This window comes from uncultured Dietzia sp., from assembly GCF_937873725.1.
Classification (GTDB): Bacteria; Actinomycetota; Actinomycetes; order Mycobacteriales; family Mycobacteriaceae; genus Dietzia.
On the sequence record NZ_CALMYY010000088.1, the window covers coordinates 105,882 to 128,416 of the forward strand.

General features: G+C 73.1%; 14 protein-coding genes. 4 read left to right on the forward strand and 10 right to left on the reverse strand.

Annotated elements, in window-relative coordinates:
* Nucleotides 1-59: 59 nt before the first annotated feature.
* Nucleotides 60-3,116 (reverse strand): UPF0182 family protein, encoded by a 3,057-nt coding sequence (locus Q0444_RS09320; protein WP_299023050.1) that lies wholly within the window; start codon nucleotides 3,114-3,116, stop codon nucleotides 60-62.
* Nucleotides 3,117-3,182: 66 nt separating this feature from the next.
* Nucleotides 3,183-4,241, reverse strand: coding sequence for a PDZ domain-containing protein (locus Q0444_RS09325; RefSeq protein WP_291085505.1), 1,059 nt, complete (start codon nucleotides 4,239-4,241; stop codon nucleotides 3,183-3,185).
* Between the two features lie 79 nt (nucleotides 4,242-4,320).
* On the opposite strand from Q0444_RS09325, the gene Q0444_RS09330 reads away from it, so the two are divergent.
* Complete coding sequence (locus tag Q0444_RS09330; RefSeq protein ID WP_291085503.1) at nucleotides 4,321-5,754, forward strand: zinc-dependent metalloprotease; 1,434 nt, start codon at nucleotides 4,321-4,323, stop codon at nucleotides 5,752-5,754.
* A gap of 26 nt (nucleotides 5,755-5,780) precedes the next feature.
* Here the strand turns inward: Q0444_RS09330 and Q0444_RS09335 are convergent, their stop codons facing one another.
* A complete protein-coding gene (locus Q0444_RS09335) occupies nucleotides 5,781-6,482 on the reverse strand; it encodes a M48 family metallopeptidase (protein ID WP_299023052.1) in 702 nt (233 codons plus the stop codon).
* A gap of 122 nt (nucleotides 6,483-6,604) precedes the next feature.
* On the opposite strand from Q0444_RS09335, the gene Q0444_RS09340 reads away from it, so the two are divergent.
* Nucleotides 6,605-7,576 (forward strand): hypothetical protein, encoded by a 972-nt coding sequence (locus Q0444_RS09340; protein WP_291085497.1) that lies wholly within the window; start codon nucleotides 6,605-6,607, stop codon nucleotides 7,574-7,576.
* 8 nt (nucleotides 7,577-7,584) lie between these two features.
* Nucleotides 7,585-8,901, forward strand: coding sequence for an AarF/ABC1/UbiB kinase family protein (locus Q0444_RS09345; protein ID WP_291085494.1), 1,317 nt, complete (start codon nucleotides 7,585-7,587; stop codon nucleotides 8,899-8,901).
* Between the two features lie 40 nt (nucleotides 8,902-8,941).
* On the opposite strand, the gene Q0444_RS09350 is transcribed toward Q0444_RS09345, so the two are convergent.
* Nucleotides 8,942-11,062 (reverse strand): ATP-dependent DNA helicase UvrD2, encoded by a 2,121-nt coding sequence (locus Q0444_RS09350; RefSeq protein ID WP_291085491.1) that lies wholly within the window; start codon nucleotides 11,060-11,062, stop codon nucleotides 8,942-8,944.
* Between the two features lie 87 nt (nucleotides 11,063-11,149).
* On the opposite strand from Q0444_RS09350, the gene Q0444_RS09355 reads away from it, so the two are divergent.
* The gene (locus tag Q0444_RS09355; protein ID WP_291085487.1) at nucleotides 11,150-11,425 is read left to right on the forward strand and encodes a mycoredoxin; all 276 of its coding nucleotides are present in this window, start codon (nucleotides 11,150-11,152) and stop codon (nucleotides 11,423-11,425) included.
* Nucleotide 11,426: 1 nt separating this feature from the next.
* Here the strand turns inward: Q0444_RS09355 and nudC are convergent, their stop codons facing one another.
* The 6 genes from nudC to Q0444_RS09385 all read right to left on the reverse strand — a co-directional run bounded on the left by nudC (nucleotide 11,427) and on the right by Q0444_RS09385 (nucleotide 22,529).
* The gene (nudC, locus tag Q0444_RS09360; RefSeq protein ID WP_291085484.1) at nucleotides 11,427-12,347 is read right to left on the reverse strand and encodes an NAD(+) diphosphatase; all 921 of its coding nucleotides are present in this window, start codon (nucleotides 12,345-12,347) and stop codon (nucleotides 11,427-11,429) included.
* 74 nt (nucleotides 12,348-12,421) lie between these two features.
* Nucleotides 12,422-13,501, reverse strand: a complete 1,080-nt coding sequence (locus Q0444_RS09365) for a TrkA family potassium uptake protein (protein WP_291085481.1) — start codon at nucleotides 13,499-13,501, stop codon at nucleotides 12,422-12,424.
* A gap of 43 nt (nucleotides 13,502-13,544) precedes the next feature.
* Nucleotides 13,545-16,907 carry an ATP-dependent DNA helicase gene (locus tag Q0444_RS09370; protein ID WP_291085478.1) on the reverse strand — a complete coding sequence of 1,121 codons (3,363 nt, stop codon included), beginning with the start codon at nucleotides 16,905-16,907 and terminating at the stop codon, nucleotides 13,545-13,547.
* The gene (locus Q0444_RS09375) at nucleotides 16,904-20,197 is read right to left on the reverse strand and encodes a UrvD/REP family ATP-dependent DNA helicase (protein WP_291085475.1); all 3,294 of its coding nucleotides are present in this window, start codon (nucleotides 20,195-20,197) and stop codon (nucleotides 16,904-16,906) included. The genes Q0444_RS09370 and Q0444_RS09375 overlap by 4 nt, the downstream gene beginning before the upstream one ends.
* A 197-nt stretch (nucleotides 20,198-20,394) precedes the next feature.
* Nucleotides 20,395-21,639 (reverse strand): MFS transporter, encoded by a 1,245-nt coding sequence (locus Q0444_RS09380; protein ID WP_299023056.1) that lies wholly within the window; start codon nucleotides 21,637-21,639, stop codon nucleotides 20,395-20,397.
* Nucleotides 21,636-22,529: a TIGR02569 family protein gene (locus Q0444_RS09385; protein ID WP_291085469.1), complete on the reverse strand. Its 894-nt coding sequence runs from the start codon at nucleotides 22,527-22,529 to the stop codon at nucleotides 21,636-21,638. The genes Q0444_RS09380 and Q0444_RS09385 overlap by 4 nt, the downstream gene beginning before the upstream one ends.
* Nucleotides 22,530-22,535: the final 6 nt, after the last annotated feature.

The window sequence follows — 22,535 nt, forward strand, 5'->3', positions numbered from 1 at the left end:
CGGAATGCAAATCGGGTGAACGCAGATCGACCGGAACATGACGCAACTCACATCGCGGGTCAGTTCCCCAGCGCCTGGTAGGCGTCGACCGCAGCCTGCAGCTCCTCGAGCGCCGTGCCCAGGTCGGCGAGGTCGCCCCCGCCGCTCTGGGCGGAGCGGACGGCCGCCAGCGCCTCACCGAGGGCCCGCACGGCCGCCGCGCGGTCGGCGTCGCTGCCGCCTCCGGTGGTCGGCGCGGCCGGGGCGGACGGGCGCGGGGCGCTCGCCGCGGCGCCCGGCTTGGCCGCGCTCCCGGCCCGGGCCTCGGCCGCCCCGCTCTCGTCGATCCGCACGACGTTCGGGTCGGCCTCGATGCCCACCTGACGCAGAGCCTCGTACAGGGTGGGCGCGTAGCCCACGGCCCTGTCGTAGGTCACCATCACGCGCAGCAGCCTCGGGAACGCCGACTCCTGGTCCTTGCGCTGGGTGTAGATGGGCTCGACGTAGAGCACCGAGTCGTCGGCCAACGGCAGTGCGAGGAGATTACCCTCGGTGATCTCGGCGGTCTCGCCCCACAGTCGCCGGTCCTGGGCGATCGCCGGGGAGGCGATCATGATGTCCTGCGCCTGGTTGGGGCCCTGCGCGAGCGGTTCGGTCGGCCGCTGGACGCGGACCGTGATGGCGCCGTAGGTGTCCGGGTCCGAGCTGGCGGACATGTGCGCGGCCAGGAACTCGCGCTCATACCCGCGGAAGGCCGAGATTAGCTGGAACGACGGCCTGTCGGAGCCCGGATCGGTCGGGTCGGAGACCACCACGTAGTACGGCGGTTGACTCGGGCCGCTCCGGTCGACGGTCTGGGCCGCGGCGGGACCGCCGGCCGGCCCGGTCACCGGTCCGCCGAGGGGTGGGGTCTGCGGGTTCTGGATCGACGAGGTGATGGTGGGATCGGAGGGGACCGACCAGAAGGCGTCGTTGGTGAAGAACTGACCCGGGTCGTCGACCTGGTACTTGGCCAGGAGCTCCCGCTGGACCTTGAACAGGTCCTCCGGGTAGCGGAGGTGCTCCTCGAGCTCCGGGGAGATCGCCTCCCGCGGCTGGACGATGCCGGGAAGCGCCTTCATCCACGTCTGCAGAACGGGATCGGACTCGTCGAAGGCGTAGAGGTCCACCGTGCCGTCGTAGGCGTCGACCGTGGCCTTGACGGAGTTGCGGATGTACGAGACCTTCTCGTCCGGAAGGACCCGCCCGCCGGTGGCGCTGATCGAATCCGAGGTCATGGCCTCCAGTGAGCTCAGCTGTGCGTACGGGTACGTCTTGAGCGTGGTGTAGCCGTCGACGATCCACTTGATCCGCCCGTCGATCACGGCCGGGTAGGTGTTGGTGTCCGTGGTGAGCCACGGCGCGACCTTCTGCACGCGGTCTCGCGGGTCGCGGTCGTAGATGATCCTGGAGTCGTCGCCGATGAGGCTGGAGAGCAGGATGTTGCGCTCGGCGAACTTGAGCGCGTAGGCCGTGCGGTTGATCCAGCCCCCGACCGGCACCCCGCCCTCACCGGTGTAGGTGTACTGCTCGGCATCGGTGTCGTACTCGCGCGGGCCGTCGCCGTTGTCCCCGACGATCGCGTAGTCGGGGTCCGACTTCGCGATGAGCTCACCGAAGTAGATCCGCGGCTGGGTCACCGGGATCATCATCTCCTGACCGCTGGAGATGGCCTCCAGGTCCGAGACCTGGTAGTTGGGGAGCCCGCCGCGGTCCGAGCCCGCGTCGTCCGCGATCTCGTTGACGCGGTTGGCCGGCGCGGCCACGAACCCGTTCCCGTGGGTGTACACGGTGTGGCGGTTGATCCAGTCGCGCTGGTTGGCCTGCAGGGCCTGCGGGTTGAGCTCCCGGGCGGCCACGAGGAAGTCCCGCATCTCGCCGTCGATCGTGTAGCGGTCGATGCTCAGCGTCTCGGGGAAGCCGTAGAAGTTGCGCAACTGCTGCTGCTGCGTGAACGTCGGTGCCAGTACGTTGGGGTCGAGCACGCGGATGTTGGACAGGGTCGTGATGTCCGAGGCGGCGTCCCGTGGGTTGGGGTTGGCCGAGCCCCAGTTCTCGAGGTAGGTGACCCGATCGTCGCCGATGTCGTACGCCGCGCGGGTGGCCTCGATGTTCCGGGCGATGTACTCCCGCTCCTTCACGGCACGGTTGGGGTTGACGGAGAACTGCTCCACCGCCAGCGGCCACGCCGAGCCCACCACGAGCGCGGAGAACAGCAGGAGCACCGTCGCGAGGGCGGGGATCCGGAGGTCCTTGATGACGATCGCGGAGAAGAAGGCGGCCGCACACACCAGCGCCACCGAGAACATGAAGATCTTGGCGGGCATGACCGCGTTGACGTCGGTGTACCCCGCGCCGGTGAAGGTGGAGTTCTCGCGGAACAGCAACTCGTACCGGTCCAGCCAGTACGCGGCGGCCTTGAGCAGCACGAACAGCCCGGCCAGCCCGAGGAGCTGGATCCGTGCCGCCCGGGTGAGCGCACCCTCACGGGCACCGGGCCGGAGTCCGCCGAAGAGGTAGTGGGTGACGAGGTTGGCGAGGAACGCCAGGAACACGGCCACCATGAGCCAGGTGACGAGCGCGCGCCACACGGGGAGCTCGAAGGCGTAGAAGGAAATGTCGAGCCCGAACTGCGCATCGGTCCGGCCGAACGACGTCGAGTTGAAGAACGCGAGGACGGACTGCCAGCCGGTCTGTGCGATGGACCCGGTGAGCACGGCGAGCGCCAGCGGCACCCAGAACACCGTCCTGGCCGGGGACGACCCGACGGCCGCGCGGTACCGGGCCAGGGCGTCCGGCATGCCGGGCTGGGCCAGGAACACGGGACGGTAGCGGAAGGCCAGCAGGATCCCCGCGGACACCGCGGACCCCACCAGGAGGGCGACCACCGCGAAGAGCCCGATCCGCGTCAGCAGTTCGGTCCGGAAGACACTGGTGGCGTCGACGGAGCCGAACCACAACCAGTCCGTGTAGGCGGTGTTCAGCCGCGGCAGGACCTGGATGAGGATGATGAGGACGACGACGACGACGGCGACGGCTCGACCGCGTCGCGAGATCGCGATCGGTCGTCCGGGATTGCCGGGTGGGCGGACGGACACCTGGGAAGCTCCTGGACTGCTGGGGCGGACTAGCTCGTGGGCCCCACCTTACGGAAAACCGCCGTCTCACCCGCAGGTCGGCGGCTCTCCCCCCGTCGCGGCCACCTCCAGGGCGTCCAGCGCACCCCCGAGGGTCTCCACCTCGATCAGCCGGATCCCGCCCGGCGGGTCCTGCACGGCCTCCGCGCAGTTGCCGGCCGGGACGAGGAACTCGGTCGCCCCCGCCTCGTGGGCCGCCCGGATCTTGTGGGTGACGCCGCCGATCGGGCCGACGGTCCCGTCCGGCTGGATGGTCCCGGACCCGGCCACCTTCGCGCCGCCGGTCGAGTTGCCCGGGTCCAGCTTGTCCACGATCGCGATAGCGAGGATCAACCCCGCCGAGGGGCCGCCCACGTCGGGGTCGATGTTGATGGTGACGTCGGTGCCGTCGGCGGGGGTGTCCCCGACGAGGATCCCCAGGCGGCCCTGGTCGGGGTCGCCGTCCGGGCCGGCGGAGGCCAACCTCGTCGTCGTCGTCTCCTCCCGCCCGTCCCTCGTGAACCCGATCCGGACCTCGTCTCCGGGCCGGTGGGCACCGACCTGCTCGACCACCGCCGTGGCGTCGGACACCCGCTCACCGTCGACGGAGGTGAGGACGTCCCCCACGCGGAGCAGGCCCGCGGCCGGGCCGTCGGGGTCGACGCCCTCGACCCGGGGCTGCATGGGGATGCCGAGGTAGCCGTAGGCGGCGGCCTCGGCCGAGTTCTCCGACCCCACCATCTCGGCGGCGTTGGACTCACGGACCTCGTCCCTGGACCGCTCCGGGGGGAACACCTGGTCGCGGGGGACCACCACCTGGACCGGGTCGAGCCAGAACCGCACCGCGTCGGCCAGGGTGAGGCGGTCGCGGACCGCGACGGTCGTCATCCGGAGGGTGCCCTCGGTCTGGTCCGCCTCCCGCCCGCGGACCTCGATGATCGGCACCGTCTCCACGCCGCCCTCGACCTGCACCTCGGCCTCGCCGAACGTGTCGTACGTCGGGCCCGGGCCCATGGCGACGAGCGGGACGGTCGCCGAGGTGGCGAGAACGAACAACAGGACCGCCGGGACCAACGCGGCGAGGAGGGTCAGGAGACGTCGGGACACGGGGCAAGGGTAGTCCGTGTGCCCACACCGTGACGTCACGCCCGGGCCCGCGCGCCCGTGGGGGCTGTACCGTTGTGGCATGAACCAGCCCTTCGGATTCTCCGCCTCCGACGACGACGGTCGAGACGAAAACCGGGACCGCGAACCGGGCGACTCCGGCGGGCCCGGCGGCTTCGGCGGATTCGGGGGGGCCGGCGGCTTCGACCCGTCCCAGTTCGGCCAGTTCGGGCAGATGCTCTCGCAGTTCGGCCAGATGCTGGGTTCGATGGGGTCGGCGATGAGCGGCCCCGGCAGCTCCGGCCCCGTCAACTACCAGCTGGCCCGGACGATCGCCCTCCAGGCCCTCGGCCGCACGCCCGTCATCACCGACGCCTCGCGGACCGCCGCCGAGGAGTCCGTCCGCCTGGCCGAGTTGTGGCTGGACGAGACCACGGTGTTCCCCACCGGCGTGCACCGGACCGAGGCGTGGACGCCGCAGCAGTGGGTCGAGAAGTCGCTTCCCACCTGGGAGAAGGTCTGCACCCCGGTGGCCGAGCAGATGAGCTCGGCCACCAGGGGCGCCATGCCGGAGGAGGCGCGCCAACTCGCCGGCCCCCTCCTGGGCATGCTCGACCAGATGGGGGGCCTGGGCTTCGGGATGCAGCTCGGGCAGGGACTCGGCAGGCTCGCCCCCGCGGTGCTGTTCTCCTCCGAGGTCGGGCTCCCGTTCGGCGACGACGGCGTGGCCGCCCTCTGCCCGTCGGCCATCGACGCGTTCGCCGACGAGCTCGAGCTACCGCGGCAGGAGGTCGTGGTGTTCCTCGCCGCCCGCGAGGCCGCGCACCTGCGGCTCTTCGCCGGCGCCCCCTGGTTGCGGGCGCGGATCCTGGCCACGGTCGACGAGTACGCCAAGGGGATCCGGGTCGACACCTCGGGCCTCGACGACCTCGCGGCGGGGCTCGACCCGTCAATCCTCCAGGACCCCACCAAGCTGCAGGAGCTGCTGTCCGGCGGCGCCGGGGCGATCGGCCCCAAGGTCACCAACGTCAACGAGGCCGCGCTCGGCCGCCTCGAGACGCTCCTCGCCCTGGTCGAGGGCTGGGTCGACGCCGTGGTCACCGATGCCGTGGGCGACCGGCTCCCCAGCGCGGACAAGCTGCGCGAGACGTGGCTGCGCCGCCGGGCCGCGGGTGGCGCCGCCGAGCAGGCGTTCTCCAGCCTGGTGGGGCTCGAACTGCGGCCGCGGCTGGCGCGGGAGGCCTCCGAGCTGTGGCGCCGGGTCGGTGAGGCCGTCGGCACCGAGCGCCGCGACGGCCTGTGGAGCCACCCGGATCTGCTCCCCGTGGGCGAGGACCTCGAGAACCCCGCCGCCGTGATCGACCGCCTCCTGGACGAGTCCAGCGGTGAACAGTCCGGGGTGGACGAGATCGAGCGGTTCCTCCGGGAGGCCGGCGGTGCCGGCGGCGGCGGACCCGAGGCCGACGGACCAGAGGCCGACGGACCGGAGGCCGACGGACCCGACCGGAACGCCTGACCCGCGGCCCGGGCGGCGCGGAGAGGTCAGGTGATGACGCCCTCGTCGTCGTCGCCCTGGACCAGGTCACCCGCGTCCTCGTCGCCGGCCCCCTCCTGCCGCGCCGCCCCACCGCCGCCCCGGCCGCCCTCCGGGCCCGCCCCGAGCACGCGGGAGTACGCCTCCAGGTAGCCCATGGCCCGCTCCGTCCGCGGGTAGCGCCGGACCGCGTCCCAGAACTCGGGAGGATGGCCGCCCGGGACGACGAGGTGCGCGAGTTCGTGGAGGACGACGTAGTCCAGGACGTACGACGGGACCTCTCGCAGCGCCTCGCTGATCCGGATCTCCCGTGACCCCAGCGAGCACGACGCCCACCGCGTGGTCATGGCCGGGACCCACCGCACCGACGCCGGCCGCGGCGCGCCGCCGAGCCACGCGGACGACAGGGCCGTCGCTCGCGTCATGAGGTCCTCGTCCGAGGCTGCGGTCCCGGTCCGGCGCCTCGGACGGCGCAGACGGGCCAGCATGTCGGAGATGAGCCGGCGCTCCTCGGCCCGGGGCAACCCCGCCGGCATCAGGACCACCACCGTCTGCCCCTCGACCCGCGCCGACACCGTGCGCTTGCGCCGGCGCGAGCGCCGCACCTCGATCCGGGGATCGTCCGGGCTGGTGGGGAGGTCGGCCGCCGCCAGGGGGGACGGGTCGGGAGTCGGGTTCGGGTGGGTCGCGGGGGGGGGGGGGGGCGCCACGCGCCCACGGTAGACGCCCCCGCCGACACCGGTTCTCCACAGGCGGCGCGGAGACCGCGGGCCTGTGGACAACCGCCGTCTCGGGGCGCCCGCGGGCGGCCTCCCCGTGCCACGATGTGCCCGTGACCCCAGCCACCACCTCCGCCGTAGCCCCGCCCGCCGCGACCCGCGGCCCATCCGCCGCGCTCGGGCAGTCCCGTGCCGTCCTCCGCGCGGGCACCGTCGTGGTGATCCGCGACGCCGATTCGGTCCAGGTGGGCCTGGCCCCGGACCGTGCCGTGGTGGTGCGCGCCCCCGCCTCGTGCGGCCCCCGCGGACTGGCCGCGCTGCTGAGTGAGCTCGAGGAGGGCGCCGATCTGGACGAGGCCGCCGCGCGGGCGGGGGTCGACGAGCGGGACCTCCCCGCCGTCGCACGGATCCTCGTCCGACTCGCCGAGTTCGGCCACGTCCACCTCACCACTCCGGGCTCCGGCCCACCCCCGCCGGACCCGACCCCGCGCCCGTCACCGGTGCGCCGGGTCCACATCCTCGGGACCGGCCAGGTGTCGGAGGTGTTGCGCGGGCCGCTGTCGGTCAACGGGTGCAGGGTCACCACCGGCCCGAACCCCGGGCTGGACCTGGACGCGGACCGGCCGCCCTGGCACCGCCGCGGGGCGGCACCCGACCTGGTGATCCTCACCGGATCCATCGCGGTCGACCCGGTCCTCACCTCCTCGCTCACCCGTTCCGGCCAGGTCCACCTCCACGTGTACTGCCGGGACGGGCGCGTGGTGGTGGGACCGACCGTCCTTCCCGGGGACAGTCCGTGCCTGAGGTGCATCGACATGTTCCGCGCCGGGCGGGACCCGCGGTGGCCGTTCGTCGCCGCGCAACTCGTCGGCCGGGCCCCGGACGCCGGGGTCCCGGCGCTCACCGCCTCGGCGGCCCTCGTGCTGGCCGAGATCTCCGCCAGCCGGGAACCCGGGCGGCCGCTCCAGACCGTCGGCGCCACCGTCGAGATCAACCCGGCGGAGGGACTGTGGCGGCGCCTCGAGTGGCCGGCGGCCGATCGCTGCACCTGCGGAGCGGCGACGCGGCAGCGACCTCTGTCATGATTGGAGGCGTGTCCGAACTCCCCCGTTCCTCATCCCGCCGAGCAGCACGCCTCGCAGGCCTGCCCTTGGGAATCGCAGGTCGTGCGGCCGGCTCCCTGGGCCGGCGCGCCCTCGGCAGAGGCGAGGGCGATTTCACCGAGGAGCTCGCCGACCATGCCGCCGAGCAGGTGTTCGCCGTCCTCGGGGAGCTCAAGGGCGGGGCGATGAAGGTGGGCCAGGCGCTGAGCGTGTTCGAGGCCGGAATGCCCGACAAGTACGCCGCGCCGTTCCGCGAGGCCCTGACCAAGCTCCAGGCCGAGGCCCCGCCGCTGCCGCCGGCGCAGGTCGAGAAGGTCCTCGATGCCCAGCTCGGCCTGCGGTGGCGCGACCGGTTCGCCGACTTCGACGGAGTCGCAGCGGCCGCCGCCTCGATCGGCCAGGTGCACCGTGCCGTCTGGTCAGATGGTCGCGAGGTGGCGGTCAAGGTCCAGTACCCCGGCGCCGACGAGGCCCTCCGCTCGGACCTGCGGCAGCTTCGCCGCCTGGGGCCGTTCCTCCGACCGCTGAACCCGGGGACCGATGTCAAGGGCGTGATCGACGAACTGTACGACAGCGCCGTCTCCGAGCTCGACTACCGCAGGGAGGCGGACACCCAGCGGGTATTCGCGGAGACCTTCCGCGACGACCCGCTCATCCGCGTTCCCGCGGTGCTCGCCTCCGCCCCCAAGGTGCTGGTCACGGAGTGGGCGGACGGGCGACCTTACGGCCGGATCGCCGCGGAGGGCACGCAGGAGGACCGCGACCGGGCCGGCGAGTTGCTCGCCGAGTTCCAGTTCTGCTCACCCAGCCGCGCCCGGATGATGCACGGTGACCCGCATCCCGGGAACTTCCTCCTCGCGGACGACGGCCGGATCGTGGTGCTGGACTTCGGGGCCGCGCTCCCGCTGCCGGAAGGCATGCCCGACGTCCTCACCTCGATGATGCGTCTGGCGCTGGCCGGGGAGGCCGAGGACCTGCTCGCGCTGATGACGCGATCCGGCTACGTCGGCCGCAGCGGGATGGACCCCGCGGACGCGATGGCCTTCCTCGGCCCGTTCATCGAGCCGATGCGCTCACCGGAATTCCACTTCGACCGTGCGTGGCTGCAGGGGATCATGGCCGTCTACGGGGATGTGTCCGGGCGGGAGTTCCGTACGTCGCGCTCGTTCACGTTGCCACGCGAGTACGTCCTCATCCACCGGGTTCTCTCGGCCTCGGTCGGCATCCTGTGCCAGCTCGAGGCGACCGCTCCCTATCGCCGGATCGTGCAGCGGTGGATGCCGGAGATCTTCCCCGACGAGACGTGAGACCCGGCCTGGTCGAGCAGCGCTCAGCCCTGCCTGACGCTCAGCCCTGCCTGATCAGACGGAGGACGTCGTCCCCGTATTCACCGAGCTTGTGGGCGCCGATACCGCCGATCCGCCCGAGCGCCCTGGTGTCCGTGGGTCGCTCGCGCGCGATCTGCGCCAGGGTGTCATTGGTGAACACGGTGTACGCGGGTTTGCCGATGCGGTCCGAGGTCTCCTTTCGCCAGTCCCGGAGCCGTTCGAACAACCCCGTATCGACCTCCACCGAGCACTCCGGGCAGAGCCCCAGGGCGCGGTGCATCGCCCCGGTCAACCTCTCCCCGCATCCGCGACACAGCCCCTTCTCCGGGGCCTCTGACGCCCTCCGGGCCCCCGCGGGCGCCGGGGCTGGCCGTACCGGGTCGAGGAATCGGCTGGGTCGGCGCGTCGCCCGGCCGCCGGCCCGACGGCTCCGGCTCCAGGAGACGGACAGGTGCTCCCTGGCCCGGGTGATCCCCACGTACAGCAGCCGACGTTCCTCCTCGATGGCGTCCGGGCCGGCGTTGATCGCGTGGCTGATCGGCAGGCTCCCCTCGTGCACCCCCAGAAGGAACACCGCGTCCCACTCGAGCCCCTTGGCGGCGTGGAACGACGCGAGGGTGACCCCTCGCTGGTCGGGCGCGTGCCTGGCGGAGGCCCGGGCGCGCAGACCCGCCACCACCGGGAGCAGTCCGGGACGGGTCTCGGTGGTCGCGATCTCCTCCGCCAGACCCACCAGCGCCGTCAACGCGTCCCACGTCTCCCTGGCCTGGGTGCCGGACGGTTCGGCCGCCGACAGGCCCAGCGGCTCCAGGGCGCCGCGGATCACCCGCACGAGGTCGGTGGGGTCCGTGAGCGCCGAGTGCGCCTCCGCCCCCGCCTCGTCCGTGCCGTCCACCAGCCGATCGATCGCCGACATGGCCCGTCTGATCACCGGCCTGTCGAAGAAGCCCTCGCCCCCCTTGAGCCGGTAGCCGATGCCCACCTCGTCGAGTGCGGCCTCGATGCGTTCGGACTGCGCGTTGACCCGGTACAGCACGGCGATCTCCGACGGGTCGAGGCCTCCGTGGACGAGGTCCGCGATGGACCCCGCCACCGCCTCCGCCTCCGCATCCTCATCCGGGTACTCCGTGAGGACGGGGTCCGGGCCCGGCGGCCGCATGCCCCGCAGGGTGAGCCCCGCCGACCGGAAGCGCCCGGAACCGGCCCCGATCACCGCGTTGGCCAGGTCGACGACCTGCGGGGTCGACCGATAGTCCGATTCCAGACGGACGACCGTCGCCTCGGGGTACCTGTCCGCGAAGCCCAGCAGGTAGTCCGGGTCCGCGCCCGCGAAGGAGTAGATGGTTTGGTTGACGTCGCCCACCACCGTGAGGTCGTCCCGCCGCCCGAGCCAGGCCGTGAGCAGACGCTGCTGGGCGGGCGTGACGTCCTGGAACTCGTCCACCACGAAGCAGCGGTACCGGTCGCGGAACTCCTCCGCGATCGCCGGCACCTCCTCGATCAGTTCCGCCATGTGCGTGAGCAGGTCGTCGAAGTCCAACATCCGGACCGGACCGGAGACCTTGAGGTCCTCGTAGGCGCGGAACGCCCTGGCCACCTCCGGCGCGGGGGCCGGGAGATCGCGTCCCGACGAGATCGCGTGCTCCGCGTAGGTATCGGGGGTGAGCAGGCTCGACTTGGCCCATCCGATCTCGGTGAGGACGTCACGGATCGTCTCGGTGGACGGGTCCATCCCGACCCTGCGCACCGCCTGCGCGACCGCACGGAACTGCCCGTCGAGGAGTTGCCACGGTTCCTCGCCGTAGACCCGGGGCCAGAAGAACGAGAGGGTGCGCAACGCCGCCGAGTGGAACGTCCGGGCCTGGACCGGCCCCGTCCCCGCATCCGTCACACCGAGCCCTGCCAGCCTCATCCGGAGTTCACCGGCGGCGCGGGCGGTGAATGTCACCGCCAGCACCTGGTCCCCTCGGACGTGGCCCGTGGTCACCAGGTGGGCGACCCGCCGGGTGATGGTGCGGGTCTTGCCGGTCCCCGCACCCGCGAGGATGCAGACGGGACCGCGCGGCGCCAGGACGGCCCGGCGCTGCTGCGGGTCCAGACCGTCGAGCGCCGCCTCCTGATGCCGCCGAATGTCACTCACGCCCCCATCGTGGCATCCGGCCCCGACATCCCGCCCGGGGGCCTCCCCCCGGGATGATTCCCCGCGGCTCGGGCGTTGGACCTCGTCATGAGCGAACTCACGAATGACGATTCCGCCGCCCTCACCCTGTACACCACGACGTGGTGCCCCTTCTGCACGCGACTGAAGAAGCTGCTGGACGAGACGGGGATCGGATACACGGAGGTCGACGTGGAGGCCGACGCCGACGCCGCGGCGTTCGTCGAGAGCGTGAACGACGGCAACCGGGTCGTCCCGACCGCGCTCTACTCGGACGGGACCACGGCCACCAATCCCCCGGCCTCGCAGGTCCGGGCCAAGCTGGCCGAGCTCGCGGACGCCTGAGTCAGCCCTCGCCGTCGACGGCCGTCACCCACGACCGGAGCATGACGTGGGCGATCGACACGGCCGGGGCGACCGACAGGTCACCGTCGCCGTCCAGCGCCGCGCGGACCTGGTCGACGTCGAACCAGGCGGCCTCGCTGATCTCCTCGTCCTCGAGGAGGATCAGGTCCTCCGGGTCCGCGATCGCGTGGAAACCCACCATGAGCGAGCGCGGGAAGGGCCAGGGCTGGCTGCCGAGGTAGCGGACGCGGTCGACGGTCACGCCGACCTCTTCCCGGACCTCGCGGCGCACACAGCCCTCGAGCGACTCCCCCGCCTCGACGAACCCTGCGACGTGCGAGTACATCCCGTCGGGCCAGACCGGTTGCCGGGCGAGCAGGACGCGACGTCCGCCGTCGTGGACCAGGCAGATCACCGCCGGGTCGGTGCGCGGGTACTCGGGCCCCCCGTGGAACGGATCCGTGATGGCCCATCCGGCGTCGACTCGACGGGGGTGGTGCTGCGGTTCGCGTCCCCGGACCGTGTCGCGGTGCCAGCCGATCAACGCGACGGCCTGGGAAGCGAGTGATCCGTCGCCCTCCACCAGATCGGCTCCCACGGACCGGAGGGTGCCCACCGCGGGGTCGCCGGACAGCTCGTCGACCGGCAGCGCCCAGATGTGCCGGCCCTCCTCGGTGCGCCCGAGGAACACGGCGGTCTCCGGCAGCGTCTCGGAATGGTCCGCCGCCGGTTCCAGGCGGATTCGGCGCCGTCCGCCGGACGTGGGCTCGGAGGCGAAGCGGTCGCGCCGGTCGACCCGCATCACACGGGCGGTGGCCCAGCCCGCCTCCAGCGCCTCGGAGTCCTGTCTCAGCGGCGCGGCCCGGTCGGGCGCCGCGACGGACAGGACGGGGTCGGAGTCCAGACTGAAGTCCAGCGGCATGGTCGGAGTTCCTTTGCGCAGGTAGCGAGGGGCGCGGTCCAGCGTAGCGAGGATCCACCCGTGCCGGTCACCGGTCAGCCCGACACCATTCTGATGTAGAGCAACCGGTCCCCCGACTGGAGCGCATCCGCCTGGGGCTCGTTGACCTTGATGAGCTGACCCTTCCGGACCACGCCCAGGACGAGTTCGGCCAGATGCCGCGGCGATCCGCCCACCTCGGACTCCTCGACCCGCCGTTCGGCGATCGAGAAACCCTCGTCGGGGGTCAGCAGGTCCTCCATCATCCCCACGACGGTCGGGGTGATGGTGGCGAGCCCGAGCAACCGCCCCGCGGTCTCGGCGGAGACCACCACGGAATCCGCGCCGGATTGCTTGAGCAGGTGCTTGTTGTCTGACTCACGTACCGTCGCGACGATCTTGGCGTTCGGTGCGAGTTCGCGGGCCGTCAGGGTCACCAGCACGGCCGTGTCGTCGGAATTGGTGGCCACGACCACCGCGCTCGCCCTGGTGACACCCGCGAGTTTGAGTACATCGGACCTGGTCGCCGACCCCTGGACCGTGACGAGGCCGCGGGCCGCTGCGGACTTGAGCGCCTGGGCGTCGGTGTCCACCACCACGATGTCGTCCGGCGCGATCTCGTCGGCGAGCATGGCGGCGACGGCCGACCGCCCCTTGGTGCCGTAGCCCACGACGACTGTGTGGTTGCGCACGAGACTCCTCCAACGCTGGATCTTGAAAGCTTGCCGGGACTGCTCGGTCAGGACGGACAGGGTCGTACCGACCAACAGGACGAGGAACAACAGTCGCAGGGGCGTCACGACGAGGGTGTTGACCAGCCTCGCCTCCTGCGTCACCGGCGTGATGTCGCCGTACCCGGTGGTCGAGAGGGACACCGTGGCGTAGTAGAAGCAGTCGATCAGCGTCATCTCGCCGTTCGGTCCGCCGCCGCCCTCGTAGCCGGCGCGGTCGACGTAGACCACCAGCACACCCAGACACACCACGGCGAGCGCCATGATGACCCGCTTGCCGATCAACCACCACGGGCTCTCCGCGTTCTCCGGGATGCTCACCACGCCCACCAGGACGTGGTCAGGGCTCTCGTCCAGCGGGTCGCTGCCACGGAACCGGGACGCGATCGCGCGCTTCCTCACCATCGGCAGCTCCGTTCCGGGACGGGATCGCCGTCGATCCCCGTCGTCATCGGCCACCATCGTCGCCTATCGGTGCCCGTCGGACAATACGCGCCCCCTTCCCGTGCGCGTCGCCGAGCAACCGGAGGAGCTCGGCCTCGTCCGGCAGGTCCGCCGGTTCCACCGTTCGACCGGTACGGACGTAGTGGAAGGCGGCCCGGACCCTGTCCACCTCGACGGTCCTGCCAAGCCTCGCCGAGACCACCTTCGCCCATGCGTACCGGTACACCGCCAACTGGAGGGACACGGCCGGGAGTTCCCGCGAGGTCGGGACCCGACCGGTCTTCCAATCCACGACGATCCAGTCGGCCCCCTCGCGGAAGACCGCGTCCATCCTCCCCCGCAGGAGGTGCGCACCGAGACCGACCTCGAACGGGACCTCCACCGCCTCCGGGGTCAGCCGAGCCCACCGCGAGGCCTCGAAGGCCGTCTGGAGCTCCGCGAGATCCGCCTCGGACAGCCCGTCGACCGCCCCGTGATCTCCGGCGCCGGGCAGGTCGTCCATGTCGAGGAGATGGGTGGCGCCATAGCGGTGCTCGAGCCACGCGTGGAACCTGGTCCCGCGCCGGGCGAACCGGTCCGGGCGGAACGGCACGGGCCTGCGGAGCCGCTCGGCGAACGCCTGGGGATCGGACGCCATGGCCACGATCTCACCTGCCGTGAGCCGACGTGGCAGGACCACCTCGTCCCGCGCCGCCGCGGTCCGGCGGAGGTCCTCCAACAGGGGTGCGGCCGCGAGGTGCCACCGGCGCGCCGGTCCCGCCCCCGGGGCCTGCTCGCCCTCCGGGTCCACCGGGACCGCGCGGTCCACCGCGCGAGCGGCCGCCGCCAGGTCCGGATCCGCGGCGGGCGGCCAGGTCGCCTCGACGACGGAGGTGGTCGCTGGGTTGGTGTCGGAGGGTGTGACGACGAGGTGGTCGATCGTCCCCAGTGGTTCGGTCCCCCCGCACGACGCGAGGACCTCGTCGAGGAACACCGACGGCCCCCGCGGTGTGGTCCTCTCCCCGTGCCAGTGCGAGGCCGACAGCAGCAGCGACTGCTCGGCCCGGGTGACCGCCACGTAGAAGAGCCGCCGGTCCTCGTCGAGCGAGCGGCGTGCGACGCGCTTGATGTGGTCCTTGAGGGCCGTCTCCAGGAGCTTGCGGTCGGACACGGCGTCGAGGCGGGGCACCGGCACCCCACCGGGGTTGGCCTCGGATTCCCGGTCCCCCCGCAGCGCCTCGGGAAGGTGGGTGGCCGATCGGACGGAGGTCCGGGGTGCCTGATCCGAGGGGAACACCCCCGTCGACAGGTGGGGCACCGCCACGATCTCCCATTCCAGTCCCTTGGCCGAATGCACGGTGAGGATCTGCACTCGTCCCGGCGTCGCCGCGACTTCCCCCCGGGGCAGTCCGCCGTCGACGCTGCGGGCGAGGTCGAGGTAGGACAGGAAGGCATCGAGCGCCGGCCCCCGATCGGCCCGGAATCCCGCCGCCACCTCCTGCAGTGCGTCGAGCTGTTCTCGTGCCTCCCCCCCACCGAACCGCTCACGCAGCCGGACCTCGGCGTCCAGACCGAGGGCCTTCTCCGCGGCGGCGACGAGTCGGGCCGGGGGCGCGGAGGAGCGGGCGCGCAGCGACGAGATCATCTGCGCGAGCTCGGCGATCCGGGCGACGCCCGCCGGGCTGTAGGACTCGGACGGGCCGGGATCGGCGAGGGCGTCCGCCAGGGCCGCCGAGTCGGTGTCCTCGCCCTGGGCGATCGCGTCGAGGATCTCCTCGAGGTCCTCCACGCTGGTCACCGCCCCGCTCGTCGTGGCGGGGCGCCGGAGCGAGAGCGCGGAGGCACGACCGGCCAGCGCCGCCAGATCGGCGGCGCCGAGGGCGAAGCGGGAACCGCTGAGCAGGCGCAGCAGCGATGCTCCGGCGCCGGGTCGGGCGACCACGGTGAGCAACGCGACCACGTCCGCGACCTCCGGGACGTCCAGCAGCCCGCCCACCCCCACGATCTCCGCCTGCAGCCCTCGGGCCTCCAACGCCTCCGCGAGGGGACCCGAGTCGCTGTTGCGCCGGACGAGGACGGCGGCGGTCGGCACGCGTCCGGCCGCGACCGCGGCGTGATACCGGGCGGCCAGGCTGTCTGCCAGCCACGCGCGCTCCTCCTCGACGGTGTCCAGGACCGCCACCCGCAGGTCGGCGGGCGCGGCCCAGGGACGTGCCGTCAGCTCGGGGACGGGCACCGACCCCGGTCGGTCACGCAGCGGCAGGGTGATCCGGTTGGCCAGCAGGAGCACCTCGGGCGGATTTCGCCACGACGTGGTGAGTTCGCGCAGATGAGACCGGGTGCCGTCGGCCCGGGGGAAGTCGTCGCCGAACAGATCCAGGTTGGACGCCGAAGCGCCCCGCCACCCGTAGATGGACTGCATCGGGTCACCGACCGCGGTGACCGCCGGAACCGGACCCGCACCCCCGCCGAAGAGGGAGGCGAGCAGGACGCGCTGCGAATGGCCGGTGTCCTGGTACTCGTCGAGCAGCACCACCCGGAAGGCACGGCGTTCGGCCTCTCCCACCTCGGGATGGTCGCGGGCGACGGTCGCCGCCAGCGCCATCTGCGACCCGTGATCCAGCGCCGATTCCGCTCGCATCCGCGCGGCGACCGCGTCGACGAGGTCGGCCAGTTCGTCCCGGTGCCCCTGGATGGTCGCGGTCTTGGCGAGCCACTCGGTGGGTGCCTCCTTCTGTCGGGGGCCCCCCGGCAGCGTCGCGATGAGGGTGGAGATGAGGTCGGGGTGCGTGCGCAGGTCGTCCGTGGTGACGAGGTGATCGGACAACTGACCCGCCAGGGCCATGACGCTGCGGGTCACCGCAGCCGAGCCGGACGTGGTGGTGAGGGGGGACTCCCACCTCGACACGACGTCGTGGGCGAGCTGGAACGCGGCGGTCTCCGTGAGCAGACGTGAATCCGGCTCCACCGGGACGAGCAGGCCGTACGACCCGAGCAGGGTGCCCGCGAAGGCGTGGTAGGTGGAGATCTGCGGGTCCTCGGTCCGGATCGACTCGGCGATCCGGGGGTCCGTCCCGGGTCCGATACAGAGCGGGCTCCTGGCCAGGGCGTCGAGGCGACGGCGGATTCGCCTTGACAGTTGTTGAGCCGCCTTGCGGGTGAAGGTCAGACCCAGGATCTCCGAGGGCCTGGCGTAGCCGTTGGCCACCAGCCACACCACGCGCGCGGCCATCGTCTCGGTCTTGCCCGCCCCGGCACCGGCCAGCACGAGCGTCGGCTCGGTGGGACCCGCGATCACCGCCGCCTGCTCCGGGGTGGGGCGGTGGATCCCCAGCGCGTCGGCGATCTCCTCCGGGCTCGTGTCGATCCTGTCCACGTGCGCGCTCATCCGGTCACCTGCCGACCCTCCGCCTGGGCGGGGCAACTGCTCCGCACGGCGCAGTACGTGCACCACGACCCCACCCGGGCGGTGTAGGTCGGCCCGACGGTCGCGCGACCGGCCTCGAGCACCCGGCCGGACAGCGCCTCGGCGCCGGCCGCGGTGAGCGGGTCCTGGGTGCGCTCGGTCGGCATCCTGCCGGCGCGACCGCCGAGGTACAGCAGGAGTCCTCCCCCGGGGGCGCGGTCGGCCGCGGCCGCGACCGATCCTTCCCGCACGGCGAGCTGGTACAGCGCGAGTTGTGGGTGCGCCGCCGCCGCCACGCCGGTGATCGCCTGAGCCGACGTCTTGACGTCCACCGGGATCACCTCACCCGAGAGGGTCGCCTCGAGCCTGTCGATCCGACCACGGACCCTCACCGCACCGGGGACGTCGAACTCGAACGGTTCCTCCACCCCGGCGGTCGTGTACCGATCGCGTGTCCCCGACCTCCACTGCCGGAACGACTCGGCCATCCCGATCATGGACTCGGCACCGCTCGAGGCGAACCACCCGCGGGCTCGGGTGAGCGCGTCGGCGCGTCGCATCACGACCGCCCGCAGGGACTCCTCCGAGATCGCACCCTCGACCGCCTGGGTGAGCGCGTGCACCGCCGATCCCCGCAGGAGCGGTGCCTCCGATCCCGACGCGGCCGAATCGCCCCCCGACTTCTGGAGGAACCAGCGGAGCGGGCACTCCTCGAGTGCCCCGAACCCCGACGGGGAGAGCACGGCGACCGGCTTCCCCTCCTCTGCGGGGAAGGGCGGTGCATCGGTGGACGTCCCAGCGGACCCGTACCAGGTCGCGGGGTCGGCCTCCCTCACGCCCGAGTCCCGGAGCCGGGCGAGCAGGCGGGCCGCGTGGGTCGAGTCCGCCGGGTCCGTGCTCGGATCGAGCACTGCGGCCCTGAGGTCCACGGCGAGGTGCTGCAGCGTGAACACCGTGGGCGCGTACCCCCCTCCGGCCCGGGACGGCGCCTCTGCCCCTTGCTCTCCCTGCCCCGACGACCCCCCGTACGAGGTGGCCAGGTCCGCGACCTCGTCGACGAACCGCGATGGGGCGACGTCTCCCCCGTCCGCCGACTCGACCGCGGTGAGGAGCAGATGGCTCCGCGCGCGGGAGCAGGCCACGTAGAACAGCCGCCGTTCCTCGGCCGCCCGGGCCGCGGCCGAGGACACCGCCCTCTCCGCCTCCGACGGCACCGGCCCGTCGCCTGCCACCTCGGTCAGGTCCACCAGCTCGTCGACCCCCAGCAGACCCGAACGCCGACGCGGCGCGGGCCACAGCCCGTCCTGGACCCCGCAGACGGCCACCGCGCGCCACTGTCGTCCCACCGCGGCGTGCGCGGACAGGATGCTCACCGCGCCCCCGCGGGCGCGGGTGTCCGCCCTGCGGGGAGCGGGGAGGTCCTCCCCGGAGACCACGTCGCAGAAGAGCGCGACCGACCCGCCGGGCACACGATCCACGAAATCCGCCGCATGGTCGAACAGGGAGACCACGGCATCCAGGGACCGGTCCGCCGACCGGGACCACGGGTCCGCGGCGACGGCCTGGCGGACCAGCCTCCGCTCCATACGGGAGGCCGACCACGCCGCCCAGAGGACCTCCTCCGCGGTACCACCGGCGGCGAGGGCCTCCCGCACGGCCGCCCGGGCGTGCCGCACCCGCGTGACGGGGGCGAGCTCCACCGCGGTGAGGCCGGACGGGGCCGGCCCCCGCTCGGAGAGGACGAGTTCCCCGAGGATCTCGGCGCTCGGCGCGGAGGCGCCGATCCCCGAGCGACGGATCCCGCGCCGCAGCCGCCGCATGGCCACGGCGTCCGCGCGGCCGATGGGTCCCGAGAGCAGCGCGAGGGTGCGGTCCGCGTCCGTGCCGTCCCCGCCCTCCAGGACGGAGCGCAGAAGAAGGAGCAGCGACGCGACCACCGGGTCGTTCGCCGGGGGCAACTCGGCTCCCGCGTCGACGACCGGCACGCCCGCGGCGTCCAGCGCGGGCAGGAGCGCATCGGTGACCCTGGGCAGCGATCGGGTGATCACGGCCATCTCGCCGTAGTCCATCCCGTCCAGTACGTGGCGCCGACGCAGGAAGTCCGCGACGACCGCGGCTTCCGCCGACGCGGACCCGGCCACGACGACCCTCACGGACCCGTCCTGTCCACCGGGCGCGGCCGGCGCGAGCTCTCGGGGACGGTGACGGGCGGCCCCGGGGAGCCGGGAGCCGATCCGGGCGGCGACGGCCGCGACGGCGGGGTCCATCCGGTGTCCCGCGAGCAGGTCCACCGCCCGGCCACCCTGGTCGACCACCGCTCGGGCCAGGCCCCCATCCGCGCCCCGGAACCGGTAGACGGACTGGTCCCCGTCCTCCGCGACCAGGAGGACGTCCGCGCCCCCGCCGATCGCGGCCACGAACTCCGCGGCCAGGGGGTCGAGGTGATGGGCGTCGTCGACCGCGACCAGACGGCGGGACCGGACGATCTCACGCAACTGCGGGTCCGCGTTGAGCGCGTCCACCGCGGCACCGACCAGCTCGGCGGCGTTGAGCGCCTCGGGAACGTCGGATTCGCCTCCCCTCAGGCTCGACCGGAGCGCCATCTGCTCCTCGTGCCGACGGAAGAACCCGGCCGCCGCGACCCAGGCGGGCCGCCCGGCGGAGCGGCCCATCCGCGCGAGTTCACGGGGGCCGATCCCCCTCTCGAGGGAGCGCAGCAGCAGATCGCGGAGCTCGCGTGCGAAACCCACGGTGGCCAGGGCCGGCCTCAGGCGCTCGGGCCAGTGGCGGGCGCCGTCCGCCATCTCCCCCAGCAGCGTCTCCCGCACCAGCGCGTCATGCTCGGCGCCGGTCCGGAGACGCGGTGGAGGGGCGTCGACGCGGGCCGCCGCCAACCGGACCACACCGTAGGCGAGTGAGTGGACCGTGCGGACGGGCGCGTCGGTGCCCACCACGAGCTCCGGCGGGAGCCCGAGGGTGATCTCCTCGAGCAGGGCGGCGCCCGCGGTGGCGGAGGCGGAGAGCACGAGCACCCCGTCGAGGCCGACCCCGCCCATCACCGCGGCGCGGACTACATCCACGAGCAGCGAGGACTTGCCACTGCCCGGCCCACCCCGCACCACCCAGCGCTCCTGCTCCCGTGCCGCCCCCGGACCCCAGTCCCGGTGGAGTACCCCGTCGAGTTCCGCAGGCCACTCCCGGGCGACCGGGCTCCCCCCGTCAGCGGGCGCTGACGGGGTCCCGGGGACGAAGGCTGCGGCGGACTCGGTCACGGCTAGATGAGACCACACGCCTCCGACAGTCCACCCGGACGCCCGCATCCGTCCGCCTCAACCCCGCCCGCCTCCGACCACGTGCGCTGGCCCTGTGGACCCGACCCGCAGCACACCCCCGCTGATTCCGCGCATTCCGCCAGCGCATGCCGGGGGGCCGCGCATGCCGGAGGTGCCGCGCATGCCGGGGGGCGGGGTCAGCGCAGGGTGTCCTCGAGCATCCGCGGTCGGCACGCCGTGCGGGCGACCACGGACATCACCGCGAGCACCGCCGTGAGGAACGCCAGACCCGCCCCGAGCCCCGGACCGGCCAGGAGGATCCCGAAGACGATGGGTCCGAGGCACGCGGCCGTGTACCCGACCCCCTGTGCGAATCCGGAGAGTGCGGCGGACCCCGCCTGCGTGCGGGTCCGCAGATTGATCAACGTCAGGCATAGGGGGAACGTGCTGGGGCCGACCCCGAGCAGGCACACCCACAGCCACGGTGCGGCGCCGGGCGCCCAGAGCAGGCCGGCGAAGCCGGCGAGGTAGGACAGGACCGAGACGACGACGACGGGGTACGGGTCCTCGAACCGACCCGCCGCCCACGGCACGACCAGCGCGGCGATCAGCCCGATGGCCGAGTACACGGCCAGTGCGAGGCCGCCCTCCGCACGGGTCATCCCGATGGACTCGGCGACGGCCGGGAGCCAGGTGAAGAAGGCGTAGGTGCACAGCGAGTTGGTGCCGAAGAACAGCGCGAGCGCCACCCCGACGGGCGAGCGCCACGGTCGGATCCGCTGCGCGGGGGCCGCCCCGGCGGCGGCCCCGGCGGCGACCGGGCCGGCGGTGGCGGTGTCCGTGTCCGCGTCCGTGCGGAGGATCTCCACGATCCACGGGACCGCCGCGACGATCGCCAGGACGGCCCACCAACCGATCGACACCCGCCACCCGGCGGCCTCCTCCACGGGGACCGCCACCAGCGCGGGCACGACGGTGCCCAGCTGGAGACCGGTGATGTACGCCATGCTCGCCGCCGCGACGTGCTGTGGGAAGTACTTCTTGACCAGCGGCGGCGCCACCACGTTCCCGATTCCCATCCCCGCCAGCGCGATGAGGGATCCGGCCCCCATCACCCAGGGGTCGGGGGCGAGGGCGCGCACCACCTGGCCGGACGCGGCGGCGGCCATCGCCAGGACGGTCAGCGCCTCCAGGCCCATGCGGCGCAGCGCGATCGGGGTGAGCACACCCCAGAGCGCGAACATCGCCGTCGGCACCATCCCGAGCAGGCCCATCCCGCCGGTGCCGAGGCCGATCTCCGCGTCGATCACCCCGAGCAGGGGGCTCAGCGAGGTCACGGCGGTGCGGAGGTTGAGCGAGACCAGGACGACGCCGACGAGGGCGACCACCGGGACCGCGAGGGCGCCCGACCGGGACCCCGCCCGCGGGGAGCGGGGACTCATGCGTCCGCGTCGCCGACGTATTCCTCGACCGCACGCGCCATAGCCTGCAGCCCGTCCACGGCCGCCGGGCGGGACCCCGGGTGCAGGGCGTGGGCGGCCAGGCGGAACACGGCCGCGCGCAGCACCATCTGCGGCCACTGGTCGAGGTGGCGCCAGCGCGCGAGGACCCCGGGGTCGACCGTGCCCCACGAGAGGTGGTCGACCGCGACGACCGCCGCCGACCACGACGCGGGCCGGACGTAGGGGACCACGTCGGTGAGGGCGGGTTCGGTCGACGCGTCGAAGAGCAGGCCGCGGGCGAGGTCCCCGTGGACGACCCCGGATCCCACACCCGGGTCGACCGGCCGCCGGAGCCGGATGAGGCCGGTGGCGCCGAGCAACGCCGCCGCGCGGTGGGTGGCGAAGACGGTCCCGCGGTCCTCCATGCCGGGCGCGAGGTCGTGCTCGGGGTCGCCGTCCCACGAGGCCGCCTCGGCGAAGGCGAACAGGTCCGTCTCCGACCAGGGCCTGGTGGCGGGGCGACGGACCAGACGGGGCCGTTCGACCCCGTCGAGGGCGGCGTTGATCCGGGCCGACCAGGCGATGGTCTCGTCGGCGCGGGCCTCGGCGCGTCCGGGGACGGCCCGGTCGGCACGCCACCCGCCGACGACGTGCCTGCCGTCCCTGGACCGGATGGGCAGGGCCACGCGCAGGCCGGTGACGTCCATCTCCTCGCGCACCCGTGCCGACCAGTTGGCCAGTGCGGCGTCCGCGACCGGGCGCAGGACCACCGGGCCGCCCGGCGAGGCGACGAGCCACCCCGTCCCGGATCCGGCCGCCACGGGGACGGCCGGGCCGTCGGCGACGCCGAAGGCGCCGCGGACGTGGTCGGGAACAGTATGGTCGCTCACGCCGAC

Bases quoted from the DNA above. Each gene is read 5' to 3' on its own strand.
- Q0444_RS09330 (WP_291085503.1), top strand. From the start codon at position 4,321: ATGAACCAGCCCTTCGGATTCTCCGCCTCCGACGACGACGGTCGAGAC.
- Q0444_RS09355 (WP_291085487.1), top strand. From the start codon at position 11,150: ATGAGCGAACTCACGAATGACGATTCCGCCGCCCTCACCCTGTACACC.
- nudC (WP_291085484.1), bottom strand. From the start codon at position 12,347: ATGCCGCTGGACTTCAGTCTGGACTCCGACCCCGTCCTGTCCGTCGCG.
- Q0444_RS09365 (WP_291085481.1), bottom strand. From the start codon at position 13,501: ATGGTGAGGAAGCGCGCGATCGCGTCCCGGTTCCGTGGCAGCGACCCG.
- Q0444_RS09370 (WP_291085478.1), bottom strand. From the start codon at position 16,907: ATGAGCGCGCACGTGGACAGGATCGACACGAGCCCGGAGGAGATCGCC.
- Q0444_RS09380 (WP_299023056.1), bottom strand. From the start codon at position 21,639: ATGAGTCCCCGCTCCCCGCGGGCGGGGTCCCGGTCGGGCGCCCTCGCG.